This is a genomic window from Pseudomonas sp. S3(2024), assembly GCF_036861315.1.
Classification (GTDB): domain Bacteria; phylum Pseudomonadota; class Gammaproteobacteria; order Pseudomonadales; family Pseudomonadaceae; genus Aquipseudomonas; species Aquipseudomonas putida_A.
Map to the genome: position 1 here is coordinate 61,295 of NZ_JAZAQQ010000006.1, position 19,542 is coordinate 80,836.

Annotated in this window: 15 protein-coding genes; 8 read left to right on the forward strand and 7 right to left on the reverse strand. The window is 59.7% G+C overall.

The features are described from left to right. Nucleotides 1-13 precede the first annotated feature (13 nt). The 4 genes from VLA07_RS16795 to VLA07_RS16810 form a co-directional block, all read right to left on the reverse strand. Nucleotides 14-1,324, reverse strand: coding sequence for an ArnT family glycosyltransferase (locus VLA07_RS16795; protein ID WP_333990211.1), 1,311 nt, complete (start codon nucleotides 1,322-1,324; stop codon nucleotides 14-16). Nucleotides 1,325-1,669: 345 nt separating this feature from the next. Next, on the reverse strand, nucleotides 1,670-4,291 hold the full coding sequence (locus tag VLA07_RS16800; RefSeq protein WP_333989756.1) for a bifunctional diguanylate cyclase/phosphodiesterase: 2,622 nt from the start codon (nucleotides 4,289-4,291) through the stop codon (nucleotides 1,670-1,672). A gap of 168 nt (nucleotides 4,292-4,459) precedes the next feature. Beyond that, nucleotides 4,460-5,398: an AraC family transcriptional regulator gene (locus VLA07_RS16805; RefSeq protein WP_333989758.1), complete on the reverse strand. Its 939-nt coding sequence runs from the start codon at nucleotides 5,396-5,398 to the stop codon at nucleotides 4,460-4,462. A 25-nt stretch (nucleotides 5,399-5,423) separates the two neighbouring features. Next, nucleotides 5,424-6,257 (reverse strand): oxidoreductase, encoded by an 834-nt coding sequence (locus tag VLA07_RS16810; RefSeq protein ID WP_333989760.1) that lies wholly within the window; start codon nucleotides 6,255-6,257, stop codon nucleotides 5,424-5,426. 381 nt (nucleotides 6,258-6,638) lie between these two features. On the opposite strand from VLA07_RS16810, the gene VLA07_RS16815 reads away from it, so the two are divergent. The 6 genes from VLA07_RS16815 to VLA07_RS16840 all read left to right on the forward strand — a co-directional run bounded on the left by VLA07_RS16815 (nucleotide 6,639) and on the right by VLA07_RS16840 (nucleotide 13,510). Continuing rightward, nucleotides 6,639-7,307 carry a GntR family transcriptional regulator gene (locus VLA07_RS16815; RefSeq protein ID WP_007967111.1) on the forward strand — a complete coding sequence of 223 codons (669 nt, stop codon included), beginning with the start codon at nucleotides 6,639-6,641 and terminating at the stop codon, nucleotides 7,305-7,307. A gap of 79 nt (nucleotides 7,308-7,386) precedes the next feature. Beyond that, entirely contained in the window at nucleotides 7,387-8,193 is an 807-nt protein-coding gene (locus VLA07_RS16820; RefSeq protein ID WP_333989763.1) for an ABC transporter substrate-binding protein, read from the forward strand. 11 nt (nucleotides 8,194-8,204) lie between these two features. Then, nucleotides 8,205-8,981, forward strand: a complete 777-nt coding sequence (locus VLA07_RS16825; protein ID WP_333989765.1) for an amino acid ABC transporter permease — start codon at nucleotides 8,205-8,207, stop codon at nucleotides 8,979-8,981. A 2-nt stretch (nucleotides 8,982-8,983) separates the two neighbouring features. Beyond that, nucleotides 8,984-9,763 carry an amino acid ABC transporter ATP-binding protein gene (locus VLA07_RS16830; RefSeq protein ID WP_333989766.1) on the forward strand — a complete coding sequence of 260 codons (780 nt, stop codon included), beginning with the start codon at nucleotides 8,984-8,986 and terminating at the stop codon, nucleotides 9,761-9,763. Nucleotides 9,764-9,933: 170 nt separating this feature from the next. After that, complete coding sequence (locus VLA07_RS16835) at nucleotides 9,934-11,544, forward strand: gamma-glutamyltransferase family protein (protein WP_333989768.1); 1,611 nt, start codon at nucleotides 9,934-9,936, stop codon at nucleotides 11,542-11,544. Nucleotides 11,545-11,650: 106 nt separating this feature from the next. Further along, entirely contained in the window at nucleotides 11,651-13,510 is a 1,860-nt protein-coding gene (locus VLA07_RS16840; protein WP_115989767.1) for an ABC transporter ATP-binding protein, read from the forward strand. A gap of 60 nt (nucleotides 13,511-13,570) precedes the next feature. Here the strand turns inward: VLA07_RS16840 and VLA07_RS16845 are convergent, their stop codons facing one another. Both VLA07_RS16845 and gabP read right to left on the reverse strand, forming a co-directional pair. Further along, nucleotides 13,571-14,662, reverse strand: coding sequence for a GlxA family transcriptional regulator (locus tag VLA07_RS16845; RefSeq protein WP_333989770.1), 1,092 nt, complete (start codon nucleotides 14,660-14,662; stop codon nucleotides 13,571-13,573). A gap of 87 nt (nucleotides 14,663-14,749) precedes the next feature. After that, a complete protein-coding gene (gene gabP, locus VLA07_RS16850) occupies nucleotides 14,750-16,150 on the reverse strand; it encodes a GABA permease (protein ID WP_183779773.1) in 1,401 nt (466 codons plus the stop codon). Between the two features lie 412 nt (nucleotides 16,151-16,562). Between gabP and VLA07_RS16855 the strand changes: the two genes are divergently transcribed. Further along, entirely contained in the window at nucleotides 16,563-17,042 is a 480-nt protein-coding gene (locus VLA07_RS16855; protein WP_333989773.1) for a GNAT family N-acetyltransferase, read from the forward strand. A gap of 14 nt (nucleotides 17,043-17,056) precedes the next feature. Here VLA07_RS16855 and VLA07_RS16860 read toward each other — a convergent pair whose 3' ends face one another. After that, the gene (locus tag VLA07_RS16860; RefSeq protein WP_333989775.1) at nucleotides 17,057-17,959 is read right to left on the reverse strand and encodes a LysR family transcriptional regulator; all 903 of its coding nucleotides are present in this window, start codon (nucleotides 17,957-17,959) and stop codon (nucleotides 17,057-17,059) included. A gap of 122 nt (nucleotides 17,960-18,081) precedes the next feature. Here VLA07_RS16860 and VLA07_RS16865 point away from each other — a divergent pair, with 122 nt between their 5' ends. Continuing rightward, complete coding sequence (locus tag VLA07_RS16865; RefSeq protein ID WP_333989777.1) at nucleotides 18,082-19,512, forward strand: aldehyde dehydrogenase family protein; 1,431 nt, start codon at nucleotides 18,082-18,084, stop codon at nucleotides 19,510-19,512. Nucleotides 19,513-19,542: the final 30 nt, after the last annotated feature.

Below are 19,542 nucleotides of genomic sequence, written 5' to 3' on the forward strand. Positions count from 1 at the left end.
TCAGGAAGAAGCTTCACCAAAACCAATACGGCAAAAACTTCGGCGTGGGTTCGATCATGAGTTCCAGGTGGTAGGTGATCGGGTTGAAGAAAAACATATCCAGTATCAGAAATGCCGCTACGCCAATCGACAGCGTCATGAACTCCCGATAGGGATGCTCGGCGAAGTACTGGTGTTTGCCATGGTAGAAGCTCAGCAGCGCAGACAATCCCAAGGCTACGCCCAGGTAGTTGGGCTGTAACGGAACATCGGCGAAGTTGTTGTAGACCAGCATCGCCACCAGCATCACCACCCCCAGCATGGGCAACTTCAGGCAGAAGTTCAGCAGGCCGTCTTTGGCGCGGATCAAGGCGGCTTCCTTGCTGACGAAAAGGTAGGCGGCCAGCAGCGAAATGGCCGGGGTGATTGCCAGGATGTAGCGCGCTTTCTTCGAGCTGGGAACAGTGAACAGCACCAGCAGCACCAACAGCCACCCGGTCAGATACAGCAGCAGGTCGATGTCTTTATCGCGGGTCGAGCGGAAGAACAGTTTGTACTTCTTGAGAATTACATTAATGGCGTAAAACACCGTGATGCCGTAGGTCAACAAGCCTGCGGAGAAGTAGAAGTAATAGCGTGGCGCGTGGTCGGAACCGAAGCGTCCGATGCCCTGCATGTTCAGCACTTCCTCAAGGAACGCTTGCCCCCCTTGCAAGTAGGCGGCCCATGCCAGCAGCGCAACACCAACAGTCAGAATTACGCCCGAGAGCAATGAAAACAGCAGCAACATGCGCCACTGCCGGCTCAGCAAGTAATAAGCGCCAATGACACTCGCCGGCCCGATCAAGCCAATAGGCCCCCGAAAGGCGAAACCCAGTGCCAACCCGAGGTACAGCAATGCAAGGCGACGCGGGTCCTTTTTTATATCGGCCGCATAGGCAAAGTAGAAGCACATCACCGTTATCAACGCCGGATAGACATCCAGTGCCAGCGAGTTGACGCCGTCAAGAAAAGCCCAGGTGAGCAGGCTGAAAAGAACGCCATACGCGCCCCATTTTTTGCTGTGCAGCGCGCCCAGCCGATAAATGAATACCAGCATCAGCGACGCGGCCACGCAGGACGGAATACCCATGGAAAGAATGGAAATCCGGCCGAATGGCAGGGAAACCAGATAGACCAACAAGGTATTAAGGACCGTGTAGTCGGGATAAGGCTTGAGGTCGTCGGCAATCGGGAACAGTGTGATGCCGTGCAGCAACATGTACTCGGCAAAGTCGACAAAACGTGTTGTGTAGTTGAGGACAGCGGGTTTGTACTGCAATGCCATGAACACGGCCAGTGTCATGAAAAAAATGCTCAGGCATGGATTTCTCGTAATCAACCCCGTCAACATTCCAGCCCGCGAAGTGCGCCCTACAACAAGCGGGGCCTCATATCGATCCATCGTTAACCCTTTGGTGACGTCGTTCTTTTGACCGCAGTCCTGACAGTCCGGTGATGCCTGCATTGAACTTGTGTGTAGCGCGAGATTGACGTTGAGCCTGATCCGCGGTGAGGAATATTCAAGCATGACGGCCCTAAACACACCCTGAACAAAACCAATTGAAGTCAACAGGAAAACGTATTAACAACGCGTGTCGAAACGGGCTTTGTGCATTTCAATGATTGAATGGCAGTGATACAAGGCCGGCTAAATGACGCGCCCTTTCTTCGGCGACGGATGCTCGGCCGGTTCAGCCCTGGCGCTTTTCAACAACTGCGCAAACGCGCTCTTGTCGATCGGTCGACTCATGAAATAACCCTGTACCTCGTTGCATTGATCCTTGCCGAGAATCTCCAGTTGCTCCTCGGTTTCCACGCCTTCGGCGGTGACGGTCAGGCCCATGGCTTTGCCCAGGCCGATGATCGCCTGAACCACGGCGCGATCGTTGGCGCCGTTGCTGATCGAGGCGATGAAGCGCTTGTCGATCTTGATCCCGTCAAACGGGTAGGCGCGCAGGTAGCCGAGGGACGAGTAGCCGGTGCCGAAGTCATCCATGTTCAGGCGCACGCCGAGTTGCTTCAGCGCATTCATCGTGGCCAGCGCGCCGTCGGTGTCGACGAGCATCACGTTTTCGGTGATTTCCAGTTCCAGGCGACTGGCCGGGAAACGGGTCTGGATCAGCGCTTCGCGCACGTCTTCGACGACATCGCTGAGGGCAAACTGCGCCGGCGACAGATTGACCGAGAGCAGAATGTCTGACGGCCAGCTCAGTGCGGTTTCACAGGCTTCACGCAATACCCAGCGCCCCAGCGCGACGATCAGGTCGGTCTGTTCCGCCAGGCCGATGAACACGTCCGGCCCCAGCAGGCCCTTGGTTGGGTGTTGCCAGCGTACCAGCGCTTCGACCGAAACGATGTGCTTGCCGTCGACGGTGTAGCGCGGCTGGTAATGCAGGATGAACTCGTCGTTCTTCAATGCGCCACGCAAATCGCTTTCCATTTGCCGGCGGGTCTGGATCTGGTCGTTCATGTGCGCTTCGAAATAGCACCAGGTGTTCTTGCCCTCGGACTTGGCCTGATACAGCGCGATGTCGGCGCAACGGATCAACTCGCTGGGTACGAAGCCCTGACGGCGGCTCAGGGCGATGCCGATGCTGGCGCCGACGTGTAGCGGGTGATGTTCGAAGACCATCGGCTGATGCAGGCTCTCGACCAGCCGGGTACAAAATCGGTCGACCTCTTGCCGAGTGTCCATGCCATTGAGCACCACAACGAATTCGTCACCGCCCAGGCGCGCGACGATGTCGTGCTCACGGGTGCATTCGCGCAGGCGACTGGCGACTTCCTGCAGCACCGCATCACCGGCCGGATGGCCGAGGGAATCGTTGATCGGCTTGAAGTTGTCCAGATCGATCACCAGTAGCGACAGTGGCGGGGCATGCTCCTTGAGCAGCAGCGCGTCATCCAGATAACGCGACAACTGGTTGCGATTGGGCAGGCCGGTGAGGGCATCGTGCATGGACAGGTGCTGGATCTGCGCATGGGCAGCGACTTCGTCGGTGATGTCACTGGCGGTGCCGCGATAGCCGACCACGCTTTGTTTCTCGATGATCGGCCGCGCTGATAGCCGACAGTGGCGTTGCTGCCCGGCGTGATCGCGATAGGTGCAGCGCAGGTCGCTGGCATTGCTGTCTTCGGTGAGTTTTTTCAGCCACAGCTCCAGCGGCGTGGTATCGCAGGACACCAGTTGCCCGATGCCTTGGCCCAGCCACTCGGTTTGCGGGTAACCGGTCACCTCGCTGAAGCGCGCCGAGAGATAGGTCAGGCGCAGTTGATTGTCGACTTCCCAGATCCAGTCCGATGCGGCTTCGGCCACGGCGCGAAAGCGTTCTTCGCTGGCTTCCAGTGCATGGTTGGCCGCCTCCAGCGCCTGATTCGAGCTCTTCAACGTGCTGAAACTCTGATCGACGTAGGTCGACGATCGCACGGCGTGACGCAGGAAATAGGCGGTCAACAGCATCAGCACGGTCAGCACGCCGCCAAGCGTTGGCAGCAATGACCACAACAATTGCTGCCCGGGGCGCTTCAGATCTGCCGTCAAGCTGAAACCGGTACTGTCCAGCGGCACGTGTGGTTGCTCCCCGCTGAGCTGTTCATCCGGCATCAGCGTCAAGTTGTTCAGGCCATAGGCCACGCCAAGCGCTTGCAGTTTGGCCGGTGTCAGCTTGTCGACGAATACCAGCACCGACGTCTGTTGCGGGTCGCCCACCGGACGCTCATCGTTGGGCAGAATGGCCGCCGCCGTGACCAGCGCCGGCCAGCCGTCGAACAGCGAGTAAGTGCTGACAGGCACGGTCAACTCGGACTGGTTTTGCACCTGCTCAATCAACGACGCGGCAGGCACCGCGAGCCAGTGCGCGATGTCCGCGTCTTCCTGCTGCCCCTGCACCACGGCGTATTTGGTGCGCTGCCGATCCAGCACAAACACCCCGTCATAACCGTCAGTGGTGAACAGCGTCTTTCCAATGTTCTGTTGGGTGTACGCCCAGTCGGTATCGACTTGGGTGTGCAGGTGCTCATAGGCGGTGGTCCAGTCAGCGTAACTGGTGATGTAGCTCTTTGAGGTGCTGATGCGGTTTTCCAGGGCGCGGGCCGTGTAGAAACGGTTTTGCTCGACATCCTCGCGATCCAGGCGAGCGGCAATGCCGAGCAGGGTGCCGATAGCGGCAATCACCCCGACGATAAACAGCGTACCGACCGCAAACGCCAGGCGGCGGGTGATTGCGCTTTGTTGAGGCGGAACAGGCGCAGCGGGAGCGAAGACATCCATATGTTCGTCCTTGATTCTCTGTCTGAATCATCTGGAACAGCGGCCCGCGTGCAATGTTCAATGTGTTTGCCGGGCTTGCACCGAGGCGGATTTCTCAAGCGTAGTGAATGCGCGGGGATTTTGCCTTGAGACTGCGGCGGGCATGCGATGGCCGGGAACGATCAGTGCTTAGTGCGAAGAAACATACGGGGAGGGCGTGGCGGACTGGGGCAGGGCATACGTGGCTTTCATCCACGCGACCTCAGCCAGCGGCGTGCGCCCGAAGAAACGCTTGAACTCGCGGCTGAACTGCGAGGCGCTTTCATAACCGACGTTGAACGCCGCCGTCGCGGCCGGCATGGCGCCACGCAGCATCAGCAAACGCGCCTGATGCAGGCGCGTGGCTTTGAGGTATTGCATCGGCGATGAGTCGGTGACGTTGCGAAAATGCACATGGAAGCTCGGAACGCTCATCCCGGCTTCCTCGGCGAGGGACTCGACGTCCAGACGCTGTTCATAGCTGCTGTGAATCCGCCGGATCGCCCGGCTGACCTTGCCGAAATGCCCTTGCTGCTGGAGCGCCGCACGCATCGAACCGCCCTGGGCACCGGTCAGAATCCGGTAGTAGATCTCCCGGACCAGCGCCGGCCCGAGGATCTGCGCATCGCCCGGATCGCTCATCGCTTCGAGAAAACGCAGGGTCGAGGCGCGCAATGGATCATCCATCGGCGAGGCGTACATGCCCTTTGGCAAAGCGTCGCTGGGGCCGAACACCTCGTCGACCTGCAGCATCAATTCGCTGGCCAACTGCAGGTCGAGGCGCATATACACCGCCAGCATCGGCTCAGCCGCACTGGCCTCGGTTTCCATGGTGAACGGCACCGGCACCGACACCACCAGATAATGCTGTGCGTCATAGACGTAGACGTCATCGCCCAGAAAGCCGCGCTTGCGCCCCTGACAGAGAATCACGATGCCCGGCTCATACAGCACCGGGGTGTTGCTCAGCGGCCGATTCGAGCGCAGAAAACGCACGTCCTCCAGCGCACTGAGGTTGTAGCCCTCCAGCGGCGCGAGCTGTTCAAGCAACTGCACCATGCGTGCGGTGTACGGATCGGATGGACTCATGGGCATTTTTGTCCTCGCCGGGTACTCAGCCATCGGTGGAGCGGGTCAGGGTTTCCCATTGCTCGATGTCGCTGAGGCTGCGTTGCAGTTTATCGCGCACCAGATTCAGCGCATCGCTGCCCAATAGCAAGTGCGCGGGCGGCGCGGGGCTGGCGATCAGTTGCAGCATGGCCTGCGCAGCCTTGCGCGGATCGCCCAACTGCTTGCCGCTTTTCTCTTCGCGGGCCTTGCGCACGGGGTCGAAGCTGGCGTCATAGTCGGCAATGCTGCGCGCCGTGCGCTGCATCGAACGCCCGGCCCAATCGGTACGAAACGAGCCAGGTGCCACCGCCGTGACAAAAATGTTGAACGGCTGTAATTCCTTGCTCAGCGTATCGGAGAGCCCTTCGAGGGCAAACTTGCTCGAGCAGTAATAGGCAATGCCGGGCATGGTGATGGTGCCGCCCATCGAGGTGATGTTCAGAATGTGCCCGGCGCGCCGCTGCCGGAAGTACGGCACGAACGCCTTGATCATCGCCGCCGCGCCGAACACATTGACGTCGAACTGACGCCGCATCTCCGCCAGCGGTGACTCCTCGAAAATGCCCTCATGTCCGTAACCGGCGTTGTTCACCAGCACATCGACCGGACCCAGTGTGGCTTCGACGTCGGCGATCACCTCGTCGATGCGTTCGAAATCGGTGACGTCGAGCAACACTCCGTGTGCCCGATCCGCTGACAAGGCCTCGAACGACTTCAGATCGGCCTTGTTGCGCACGGTACCGATCACCCGGTGACCGGCGTTGATCGCTTCTTGCGCGAGCGCGCTGCCAAAGCCGCTGCTGACACCGGTGATGAATAAGGTTTTGCTGCTGTGCATGGCAATCTCCGACGGATAGGTGAAACGACATGGTAGGCAGCGCGGCGTGGCAGGGGTATGCCGGTTTGTCTGGGAGGATTGCCTATTTCTATAGGCAGGCCCGCAAAGGAAGTTGTCCTTCAGCCCACAAAAAAGCGTCGCTCCTGGAGCGGCGCTGCCATTCAGTTGAGTGTTACTCAGCTACCAATCTGCACCTTTGCGGTGCTCGCCATGGGCGATCGGGTAGCACCGCTCGAGTCTTGCACGGCAGGGTCTTATCGCCGTTTTGCCGCTTAAATCATGTAAATCAAAAGCTTGGGCTGCACATGTGAAATCTGGCATGCATCGTGCTTTTTTTTGTATCCGTGGATAATTGGATACAAAAAGACAAAAGGTGCTGCCATGCAATTCGCTCCCGCCTACGATCAGCGTCAACCGATGACCGCCGAGGAAGAGGCCTACAACTTTCTGTTGGAAGGCATTTGCGGTGGTCGTTATCGCAAGGGCGACCGGTTGATCGCCGAGGACATCGCCAGTGAAATCGGCATGAGCCGCATGCCGGTGCGCGAAGCTTTTCGCCGCCTCGATGCGCAGGGCCTGGTGACGCTGCGGCCTAACCGCGGCGCGGTGGTCAGCGGTCTGGATGTCGAGCAAATGCATGAGGTGTTCGAGATGCGCAGCGCCCTGGAAGGGCTGGCGATTCGCATCGCTGTGCCCAAGATCAGCGAGCGTCAGTTGACCGCGCTGGAGCGGCTGCTCGATGAAATGGACGACTACCGCGAGGAGAGTGCGGCATGGGTCAGCCGCCATCGCAAGTTCCATGAATACCTGTGCAGCCTCAGCGATCGCCCACGGCTGCTCAAGCAGATCGGCGCCCTCTATTCGCTGATCGAAGCCCCCATGCGCCTGTGGCTGCAGCACATCGAAAAGCCCCTGAGTGCGCGCCAGGAACACCAGATGATCCTCGATGCGATTCGCGCCGGCGACGCCAGCAAGGCCGAAGCCGTGGTGCGCGAGCACATCGAAGGCACCGTCCCCGAACTGATCAAATTTTTGCAATCGGAAAAATAACCACAGAGCGGAACACGAGTCCGCCGATGTTTTGACTTTGAGTACTGCCCCGTTACTAACCGAACTGGAGTGTCTGGTCATGCATACGTCTCGCCTGTTACTGGCTGCAATATCCCTCGGGCTCTGTACTCAGTGGGCGCTTGCCGCACCCACGGTGCCAGAGCGTCTGGTCAAGGTCGACAAACTCACCTATTGCTCGGGCATGGATTCACCGCCGCTGGTGTCTTTTGATGAAGCGCAAAAGCCCAAAGGGCTGACCGTCGATCTGGGCCTGGAAATCGCCAAGCGTCTGGGCGACAAGAAGGTCGATTGGCGGGTGATTCCATTCTCCGGATTGCTCCCGGCCTTGCTCGCCAGACAGTGCGACATGATCGTCGACCAGTTGTTCGACAAGCCCGAGCGCCGTGAGGTGATCGACATCGTCAACTACATGTATTCCAGCCAGGCGGTGGTGGTGCCCAAGGGCAATCCGAAGGCGCTGAAAACCCTTGCGGATCTCAGCGGGCACAAGATCGCGGTGCTCAACGGTTCGACCATCAAGACCCTGCTCGACACCGAGAATGAAAGCCTGAGCAAGGCCGGCAAGCCGCCGATGAAACTGGTGGTCTACAACACCGATACCGATGCCTTCCAGGCCCTGCGCATCAATCAGGTCGACGCTTACGGCACCACGGTGGAAACCGCCGGTTATTACGCGGCGATGGCGCCGGATCTGTTCGAGGAAGGCGTGCCAGCCTTCAGCCGGATCCTGACCGGGCTGGGCATTCGCAAGGACGATCCACAACTGAGCGCCGCCGTGCAGCAGATCATCACCGACATGCGCAGCGATGGCAGCTACAACCAGCTCTTGAACAAGTGGCACGTCTCCAGCGACACACTCGATTGAGGTAAGCGTTGATGAACTTCAATTGGGATGTGTACTGGCAGTACCTGTTGCAGCCAAGCGGCGTATACCTCACCGGGCTGTGGCTGACGTGCCTGATCAGTGTGCTGGCGATGTTGCTGGGCTGTGTGCTGGGGCTGGCCGCCGCATTGTTGCGCTTGTCGAAGAACCCTCTGCTGCATCTGCCGGTGCGTTTTTATGTGTGGCTGATGCGCGGCACACCGTTGCTGGTGCAGATCGTTTTCCTCTACACCGCGCTGGCGGCGGGCGGGATTTTTCGCTTCGAAGACATTGAGCTGTTCGGGCTGGTGATCCCCGGCAACATTCAGGCGGCGATCATTGCTCTGGGCCTCAACGAAGGCGCGTACATGGCCGAGATCATCCGTGCCGGAATCGGCGCCGTGGACAAGGGCCAGTACGAGGCCGGACGCTCGCTGGGCATGACCTTTGCCAAACTGATGCGTCGCATCGTGCTGCCGCAAGCGTTCCGGGTGATCGTGCCGCCGCTGGGCAACGAGTTCAACGTGATGCTGAAAAACACCACGCTGGTCAGCGTGATCGGCGTGCAGGAGTTGTTGCTCAGCACGCAGATGGTCACCTCGGCGACTTTTCGGGTGTTCGAGTTGTACCTGGTGGTGGCGATTTATTTCCTGTTGCTCACCACGCTGTGGGGCTTCTTTCAGCGCTGGCTGGAGAACCGTTTCGGCCAGTCCGACCGACCTTCTGCGCCACCGCCGGCCTCCAGCCGGATGTTCGGTCGCAGCACTTTGAAACTGCTGAGGGGACGTTGATCATGGCGCAGCAAAGTGACGAGCTGATCATCGAGGCGCTGAACATTCACAAGGCCTTCGGTGATCTGCAGATTCTCAAGGGCATCTCGCTGCAAGTGCGACGCGGTGAAGTGGTGGTGCTGATCGGCGCCTCGGGTTCGGGCAAAACCACGTTTATCCGCTGCATCAATCTGCTCGAAGACATTCAGGGCGGAGAGATCCGGGTCAAGGGCCGGCCCATGGGTTATCGCACCCGGGCGGACGGCAGTCTGGTGCGCGACTCGGAACGCAACATCGCTCGCCAACGCCGCGACATCGGCATGGTGTTTCAGCGCTTCAACCTGTTCCCGCACATGACCGCGCTGGAAAACATCATCGAAGCACCGATTCAGGTACTGGGCGTGCCGCGCCAGGCTGCGCTGGAGCAGGCGCACGCGTTGCTCAAACGAGTCGGGCTCGCAGACAAGGCCGGGCATTACCCCTCAATGCTCTCCGGTGGTCAGCAGCAACGGGTGGCGATCGCCCGCGCACTGGCGATGAAACCGCAGGCGATGCTGTTCGACGAACCCACCAGCGCCCTCGACCCGGAAACTGTCGGCGAGGTTCTGCAGGTCATGAAGGAGCTGGCCGAGGAGGGCATGACCATGGTCGTGGTCACCCATGAAATGGGCTTTGCCCGCGAGGTGGCCGATCGGGTGGTGGTGCTCGATCAGGGCGAACTGATCGAACAAGGCCCGCCGGAACAGATTTTCAGCCGGCCCACCCATCCCCGTACCCAGGCCTTTCTCAGCCGCGTGCTGTGAATTTCACAAGGATATTGACGATGCGTTTATCGAGCTTGTCCGCGGCGCCGCAGCCCCGACACGTTGCAGATCTTCGAGAAGACCGTCGGAAAACATCCAGCGCCTGATCACCCGTGAAGGGAACCGGATCAAGTCCGGCCAATGAATTGCTGATTTGAAGAGCCTTTGCCATGTTGAAATTCTCTGCTCACGAATATCCCTATCCATCGCAACGCCAAAGCGTGTTCGCCCGTCGTGGCATGGTCGCAGCGTCTCAGCCTTTGGCCGCGCAGGCCGGTATCGAGATGCTGCAAAAGGGCGGCAATGCGGTCGACGCCGCGATTGCCACGGCGGCGACACTGACCGTGGTCGAGCCTACTGGCTGCGGCCTGGGCGGTGATGCGTTTGCGCTGGTCTGGTTCAAGGATCAGCTGCATGGCCTCAATGCCAACGGCCATGCCCCGGCGTCGCTAAGTATCGAAGCGGTCAAGGCGACCGGCCATGAACAGATGCCGCTATATGGCTGGACGCCAGTGACGGTGCCCGGTTGCCCATCGGCCTGGGCCGAGCTGTCGCAACGCTTTGGCGTGTTGCCGTTCGCCGATTTGCTGCAACCGGCGATCAGTCTGGCCAGAGACGGTTTTCCGCTGTCGCCGGTGGTTGCCCATCAATGGCAGATCGCGCTGGATGAGTTCGGCCCGCATCGTGATGAGGTGCTGCAGGCCTGGTTCGATACGTTCCTGATTGACGGTCGCGCGCCCCAGGCCGGGGACCTGTTCCGGAACCCGGCGCAGGCGCGAACCCTTGAGGAGTTGGCCAGCACTCGTTGCGAGAGTTTGTATCGCGGCGCACTGGCGCAACGCCTGGATGCGCATTCGCGGGCAACGGGCGGCTATCTGCGCGCCACGGATCTGGAGCATTACCGCGCGCAATGGGTGGAACCGATTCACGTCAATTACCGTGGCGTGGATGTCTGGGAAATCCCGCCGAGCGGGCAGGGGCTGGTCGCGTTGATGGCGCTGAAGATTCTTGAAGGCTTCGACTTCGATCACCGTGACAGCCAGCAGACCTGGCACCGGCAACTGGAGGCGATGAAACTGGCCTACAGCGATGGCCTGCACTACATCACCGATCCGCTGCACATGCGCGTGGCCGTGGCCGATCTGTTGAGCGACGAATACAGCGCCCGCCGCCGCGCTCAGATCGGCGAACAGGCGCAGCCGCCGAAGCCGGGTGATCCTCACGCCAGCGGCACGGTGTACCTGGCCACGGCGGACGGGCAGGGCAATATGGTGTCGTTCATCCAGAGTAATTATCACGGTTTCGGCTCAGGCGTGGTGCTGCCGGACAGCGGCATCGCCCTGCAGAACCGTGGGCAGGAATTCAGCCTGGATCCCGAGCATGCCAACGCGTTGGCGCCGGGCAAAAAGACCTTTCACACGATCATTCCCGGCTTCCTCACCAAGGACGGTCAGGCGTTGGGCCCGTTCGGTGTGATGGGCGGCTACATGCAGCCGCAGGGTCATGTGCAGATGGTGATGAACCTGGTGGACTTCGGCTTGAACCCGCAGTCGGCACTGGACGCGCCGCGCTGGCAGTGGCTGGGTGGCATGAAGGTTGGCATCGAGCAGGGCGCTTCAAGGGATCTGGCCAATGCGTTGGCGCGTCGCGGGCATCAGGTGCAGATCGCCAGTGACCTGACGGATTACGGACGAGGGCAGATTATTCTGCGTGATCCAGTGACGGGCGTACTGTGTGGCGGGACTGAGCCGCGGGCGGATTCGCATATCGCAGTCTGGTAGAGACGGCAGGCACTCGTCAGGTGGGGAGCACACACTTTTTTACAAAGACCTCCCGGGATCCAATCGGTGGCAGAATCTCCCTGACTTGAAAGTTCAGGAGAACATCATGCTTCGTGTGTTTGAACGAAGACTCGACCCTTTCCCGCCTGACGAGGTGCCACCGCCGCCCAACGGTCTGGCTAAATTTCTCTGGGCCTGCACTCGCGGCGCTCGCGGCTACATTCTGGCATTGGCGTTGCTCAGCGCTGCTGTGTCGATCTATGAAGCGTGGCTGTTTTCCTTCCTCGGCCAGGTCGTCGATCTGCTCTCGACGTGGCAGGCCGGCGGTGAAGCGGCGGTGCAGGAGAGCCGCGTGTTGTGGGGTATGGGCATTGTCATGGTGCTCAGTGTCGGGCTGGTGGCGTTGCGCACCATGGTCCAGCACCAGATTCTGGCGATTAACCTGCCGCTGCGCCTGCGCTGGGATTTCCACCGGTTGATGCTGCGGCAGAGCCTTTCGTTTTTCTCCGACGAGTTCTCCGGCCGAGTCACGACCAAGGTGATGCAGACGGCACTCGCCGTGCGTGACGTGCTGTTCACCATGATCGAGATCCTGCCGGGGATTGGCGTGTACTTCATCGCGATCATTGCCCTGGCCGGCGGCTTTGCGCTGAAGCTGATGCTGCCGTTCCTCGCCTGGGTCGTGCTGTTCGGTCTGGCCATGTGGTACTTCGTGCCGCGCCTGGGCAAGGTCGGCCAGGAACAGGCCAACGCGCGGTCGATGATGACCGGGCGTATCGCCGACGCGTACACCAACATCACCACGGTGAAGTTGTTCTCCCACTCCAACCGCGAAGCACATTTTGCGCGGGCGGCGATGGAAGATTTCAAGCAGACTGGCTTTCGCCAGATGCGTCTGGTCAGCCTGTTCGAGATCGTCAATCAGGCCTTGGTGGTGGCATTGATCATGTCCGCCGGCGGCTACGCCCTGTGGCTGTGGCACCAGGGCGACGTTGGCGCCGGTGCGGTGGCGGCGATTACCGCCATGGCGTTGCGGATCAATGGCATGTCGAACTGGATCATGTGGCAAATGACCTCGCTGTTCGAAAGCATCGGCACCGTCCAGGACGGCATGGCGACGTTGACCCAAGGTACCAAGGTTCAGGACGCGCCAGATGCCGGCGTGCTGGTGACCTCTGGCGGCGCGGTGACGTTCGACAAGGTCAAGTTCAACTACGGTGGCGAGCGTCAGGTGCTCGATGGCCTGAGCCTGAGCATTCGTCCCGGTGAAAAAATCGGTCTGGTAGGGCGCTCCGGTGCCGGCAAATCGACGCTGATCAACTTGCTGCTGCGTTTCTATGATGTCGACAGCGGCGAGATTCGTATCGATGGCCAGAACATTGCGCACGTGACTCAGGACAGCCTGCGCAGCGCGATTGGTATGGTCACCCAGGACACTTCGCTGCTGCACCGTTCGATTCGCGACAACATCGCCTACGGCCGGCCCGATGCCACCGACGCACAGATCCGCCGCGCCGCTGCCAATGCGCAGGCTGACGAGTTCATCAGCCAACTCAGCGACCGTCAGGGCCATACCGGCTACGACACTCTGGTAGGTGAACGCGGGATCAAGCTGTCCGGCGGCCAGCGGCAACGGGTGGCGATCGCCCGAGTGATGCTGAAGAACGCGCCGATCCTGCTGCTCGACGAGGCCACCAGTGCGCTGGACTCGGAAGTCGAAGTGGCGATTCAGGAAAGCCTCGATGACATGATGCAGGGCAAGACCGTGATCGCGATCGCGCATCGACTGTCGACGATTGCGGCGATGGACCGGCTGATTGTCATGGATGACGGACGCATCATCGAGCAGGGCACCCATTCTGAATTGCTGGAGAAGAACGGCGTGTATGCGCGGCTGTGGGCGCATCAGAGTGGCGGGTTTCTGGGTGAAGACAAAGGCGTGGTGGAGGCTTTGGATCAGGCGTAAACGGGCAGGGCACATGGCCGGGGCATCTTGTGTGTTCCCGGCCGATTTGCCTCGGTTCATTCAAGCCAGATCGGTACTCGCCATCATTCGAACGCTGGCAAACGTCGATTCGTTTCTCGCCTGATCAAGCGTTGTCAGTATGTTGATCGATGACGGCTGCGTTATCCGTTTACGACTCATTGCAGAACCAGAGCGCTCGTCGCTCGGCGGCACCCCAAAGTGCTCGCGATAGCATTTTGAGAAATGCGGTGTGGAGGCAAATCCGCAGACATACGCCAGTTCCACGATTGACAGGGAGGTTTGCTTGAGCAGTTGTCGCGCGCGAATCAGCCGCAACCTCAAGTAGTAGCGTGACGGCGTGCATTGCAGGTATTTCTGAAACAACCGCTCCAGCTGTCGGCGTGACAGATCGACGTATTCGGCGAGGTTGTCCAGCTCGATCGGTTCCTCAAGATTGGCCTCCATCAACGCAACGACTTCTTGCAGCTTGGGCTGATGCGTACCGACCACATGCTTGAGCGGTACGCGTTGATGGTCCTGCTCGTTGCGGATGCGCTCGTATACAAACATCTCCGAGATGGCGGCTGATAACTCACGACCATGATCACGGGCGATCAGGTGCAGCATCATGTCCAGCGGCGCTGTTCCTCCGGAACTGGTAAAGCGGTTGCGGTCAAGGGTGAAGAGGCTGGTGCTGACGTTGACGCGTGGAAAAGCTTCCTGCATGGCCGCCAGAAATTCCCAATGCACGCTGCACTCATAGCCATCAAGCAATCCGGCTTTGGCGAGTGCCCAGCTACCGGTGCACACACCGCCCAAGCGTCTGGATTGCCGGGCCAGGGCTTGCAACCAGGATGTGTGCTCGCGGGTGATCACGCTCTGGATGCCGACCCCGCCGCAAACAATCACCGTGTCCGCCACGCCGGGGTTGCTCCACGAGCCATCCGGCGTGATCGGGACCCCGTCGCTGGCCCAAACAGCCGCACCATTGGCGCTGAAGGTATGCCAGCGATACAGCGTTCGCCCCGACAATTGATTGGCCATGCGCAGTGGTTCGACGGCGGATGCCAGCGACATGAGGGTGAATTTATCCAACAGCAGAAACCCGACGGATTGGGTCGTACCGTCGGCCACGGAGGGGGTCGATGACATCGTGTCCTCACAGGAATCGGTCTGAGATGCAGGCGTCGGTCATTCCCTTGGTCTTCGCCAAGGGAATATCGGCTTCGGCGTGAACGCCTAGCCCACCGACGTTGCGCGTGCCGCCGAGGCAGGGTGACGCGACGTCATCAGGCCGATAAAGGAGATTGCCAGCGCCAGGCCAATGGTGGTGGTGACTTCGGTGCGGTGCTGCGGGGTGATCATCATGACCGCCAGCGCCGCGCAGATGAAGCCGATCACCAGCCACGTCAGCCATGGAAACAGCCACATGCGGAAGGTCAGCTCGACCTTGCGCTGTTGCAATATCCGCCGCATGCGCAGCTGCGACACCGCAATGGCGAGGTACACCAGAAGGGCAATCGCCCCGGAACTGGCCAGCAGGAACTCGAACAGCCCGGCGGGCATGAAGTAGCTCCACACGGTGATCGACGCACCCAGCACGGTGCTGGCGATCACGGCGGCGCGTGGCACACCGGCAGCGGAAGTCGCCTTCAGCGCTTTCGGTGCATCGCCGCGACGACCCAGCGAGTACAGCATGCGCGAGGCAATGTAGATCGAGGAATTCATGCAACTGGCCACGGCGATCAGCACGACAACGTCGACCATGAACTTGGCATTTGGAATGTTCATGATTTCCAGGGCGCGCTGATACGAGCCCACCGACGCCAGCAACGGATCATTCCAGGGCACCACGGAGATGACCACGAAGATCGACAGCAGGTAGAACACGCCGATGCGCCAGATCACCGAGCGGGTGGCCTTGGCGATGTTCTGCGCCGGGTTATTCGATTCGGCGGCGGCAATGGTCACCGCTTCAGTGCCGATGAAGCTGAACATGATCGTGATGAAAGCGCCGACCACCGCCGACAAGCCGTTGGGCGCAAATCCGCCGTGCTCGGCCATCAGGCCGCTCAAGCCGCTGACTTCGCGGTCGGGCACCCAGCCCATCAACACGGCAAAACCGACCCCGATGAAGCCGATGATCGCCACGACCTTGGCCATGGCGAACCAGAATTCGAACTCACCATACTTGGATACGCTGAACAGGTTGGTCACCACCAGCGCGATGATCGATCCCAATGCGAACAGCCAGGCATCGACCTGCGGAAACCATTGGTGCAGCACATGCCCGGCCGCCAGTGCTTCGATGGGAATCACCAACACCCAGAACCACCAGTACAGCCAACCGATGGTAAAACCGGCCCAGCGGCCGATGGCCTGGTCGGCGTAGGTGGAGAACGAACCGGTGTCCGGATTGGCCACCGCCATCTCGCCGAGCATGCGCATGACCAGCACGACGAGCAAACCTGAAAACAGATAGGCGAGCAGCACCGCCGGCCCTGCTGCGGCAATCGCGTGTCCTGAACCGACGAACAAACCGGCGCCGATAATCCCGGCGATGGACAGCATTGTGACGTGACGAGGCTTGAAGCCCTGCGCCAATTGGCTACTCGAATCCATGGAGTTCGGGCTGATCATCGGTATTTTTATTCTCTGCTGATCGACATTTAAGCAATTGAACGGGCATACGATCGGTCACCATCGTTGCCTGCTGAACTCCCGAGAGAAGCCCGTCCAACCGCCGCAGTTCTTATCAACCCCATGATTTGAGTGGAGTTGTTTTGATAGGAAGACACGGCACCTTAGCCGGCCTTGCTGCCGATTCAATAGCCTGATTGCGCCATGATCGTGTCTGATATCGACATGTGAATACCACGAGGTCGTATTGGAGACCCGTCGGTCACGCAAGGCTCTGGCAATCAAAATCCAGATTGACCAAGTCATGTTCGTTTTTGAGATGGGGGCCTGAATTCGACGGTGAAGCCAAACTGGGTCCCACAAGTCAGGCTCTCTATACTGGCCTTCCAGGATGGTAAATAGAGCACAACCTATGCCCGTCGCACCCAATCAAAATTTCCCAGTCATTTTGGTTCCGGCTCAACCAAGCGACCTGGAAAATCTTGTAGCCATTCGAATTGAGGCCATGCGCGAAAGTCTGGAGCGTGTCGGGCGATTTGATCCGGTGCGTGCGCGTGAGCGGTTTCTTGGCGGTTTTGACGCTCGCAACACACGCTATATCGAGGTATCTGGAGAGAGGGTTGGTTTTGTAGTGGTCAAGCATCACCACAATGAACTCTTGCTCGACCACTTGTATGTGAGACCGAGCGCGCAAGGATCAGGTGTAGGGGCTGCTGTTCTCACTCAGATTTTCAAAGAGGCGGATGCGGCTGCGCTTCCTGTTAAAGTTGGCGCTCTCAAAGAAAGTGCTTCGAATCGCTTTTATACCCGCCATGGCTTCCAATTCACGGAAAGCAGTGAATTCGACAATTATTATGTTCGTCAGAGTGTTCCGGCAAATGGCCCGGCTTAGTGGGCAAAACAGGATCAAATCACAGTAGGCCGCAACTCATGCGCCAGTTCGATCAATGCGCGCAACCGCGCGGGCACGAAGCGATGGCCCGAGTAATAGAGCCTCAGTCCGCCAAATGACGGGCACCACGGCATCAACACCGGCAGCAGGGCGCCGCTCGCCAGCTCTTCCTGAATGAACCACTCGGAAATGAAACCAATGCCAAGGCCTGACAAAACGGCCTGTTTGATTGCCAGCATTTCGTTGGAGGCGAAGCTCACCGGCAGATCCATCTGCAGCTTTTGGCCATCGCGCTCCAATTCCCACTGGTAGAGGCCACCATGGGCCATGCGCATGCCGATGCTTCGGTGGGTGAGCAGATCTCGCGGATGTTCGGGCACGCCGTGGCGTTCGAAGTACTCGGGCGTTGCGACCACAAGCATCCGAATGTCACCTGACAGTGCCACGGCAATCATGTCTTGCGGCACGGACTCCGCCAGGCGGATCCCGGCGTCGAAGCCACCGGCGATGATGTCGACCATGCTTGATTCGCTGACGATGTCGATACGTACGTCGGGATAGCGCTGAGCGTACTGCTTCAATAGCGGATCCAGCAGCAGGTAGGCCGCGCCATGGGGTGCATTGATGCGCAATGTGCCGCTCGGCTCATCGGGGCCGACGCTGGCTTCTTCGCCGGCACTTTTGATCTGTGCCAACGCAGGTGCGATGCGTGCCACATAGCGTTGCCCAATGTCGGTGAGAGCAACGCTGCGCGTGGAGCGATTGAACAGGCGCACTTTCAGGCGTGCTTCCAGACCGGCCACCGCGCTGCTCACAGCAGTTGTGGACATGCCCAGCTCCTGTGCGGCGCCGCGAAAACTGCTGCGCCGCGCCACGGCCAGTACCACTTCCAGCTCGGTCATTCCTGCTCTGTGCATGGATCGTCCTGAATATAAGGATGCTTCATCAGCCAAAGGATGGCTTATCGGAATAATGAACCCTTCTTAGACTTCATCACAGAGGCTCGATTCAGACGAGTCGTTTTGAGCGAGGAGTCGCCATGCAACGCATTGAACATATCTATATCAACGGCGAGTTCGTTCTTCCACACGGTCAGGAATGGTTCGACCTTCATAACCCGAGCACCGAGCAAGTCATCGGTCAGGTTCGGTTGGGCGATGCGCTGGACGCACAGCGTGCGATCGCAGCCGCCAAGGCTGCATTCCCGGCGTGGGCCCGTACAAGCCGGGAGGAGCGCATTGCGGCACTGCACCGCATGCACCGGGCGGTGGCGGCAAAGGAGGAAGAGCTGTTGGAAGCCATCCTCACGGAGTACGGTGCACCTGTAGCTCGCGGGCGCTGGATGGCGACTTATCCGGCCGACGTGATTTCGCAGGCAATCGATGCTCTGGAGGCGTTCGATTTCGAGGTACAGGTCGGCACGGCCAGGGTCATCCTGACGCCCGTGGGTGTGACCGGTCTGATCACGCCATGGAACAGCAATGCGGGCTTCATCTGCAACAAGCTGGCCACCGCGCTGGCGACAGGCTGCACCGCCGTCATCAAGCCTAGCGAGATGAGCGCGTTGCAGACGCAGGTCGTGGTCAGTGCGTTGCACGAAGCGGGGTTGCCACCGGGTGTATTCAATGTCGTCAACGGACGGGGGGATGTGGTTGGCGAGGCGATCGCCGGTCATCCCGACGTTGCCAAAATCTCGTTTACGGGATCGTCCGCTGTCGGTAAGCATCTCGTCAGAACCGGTGCCGACACCATGAAGCGTGTGACGCTGGAACTCGGCGGCAAGTCGCCCACCGTGGTGCTTGATGATGCTGATCTGCAGGCGGTCATGCCGATGGTGCTGCAAGCTGGATTTCTCAACAGCGGTCAGGCGTGCATCGCGGGCACTCGCATTCTCGTGCCGCGCGGCCGGCTGGCAGAATTCGAGCGGATTGCGAAGGAGGGCGTCTCACAGATCCGATCGGACGATCCGCGTAACACCGACACCGATATCGGTCCGATGGTGAGCCAGAAACAATGGGAACGGGTGCAGCGCTACATCCGTATCGGCCAGGAAGAAGGCGCAAGGTTGCTGGCGGGTGGCGAAGGTCGCCCGGAAGGCTTGCATGCCGGTTGGTTTGTGAAGCCCACGATCTTCACTGATGCCAACAACCGGATGCGCATTGCACGTGAGGAAATCTTCGGGCCGGTGTTGACGATCATCCCCTACGAGGATGATGCCGATGCGATCAGCATTGCCAACGATACGGACTATGGGCTGAGCGCCCTGGTACTGGGAAAAAGCGCTGAACGTTGTATGAACGTAGCCCGTCAGATCGATGCGGGACGCGTGCTCATCAACACCCTGACCCACGAACCGCGTGCCCCCTTCGGTGGATTCAAGCATTCAGGCCTTGGGCGCGAAATGGGCAGGTGGGGGATGAGCGCGTATTTGGAGCCGAAGACGTTGATCAGCCATGACACGTTGAAATGACTGGGTCAGGTTCCTGTCGTCAACAGGGTC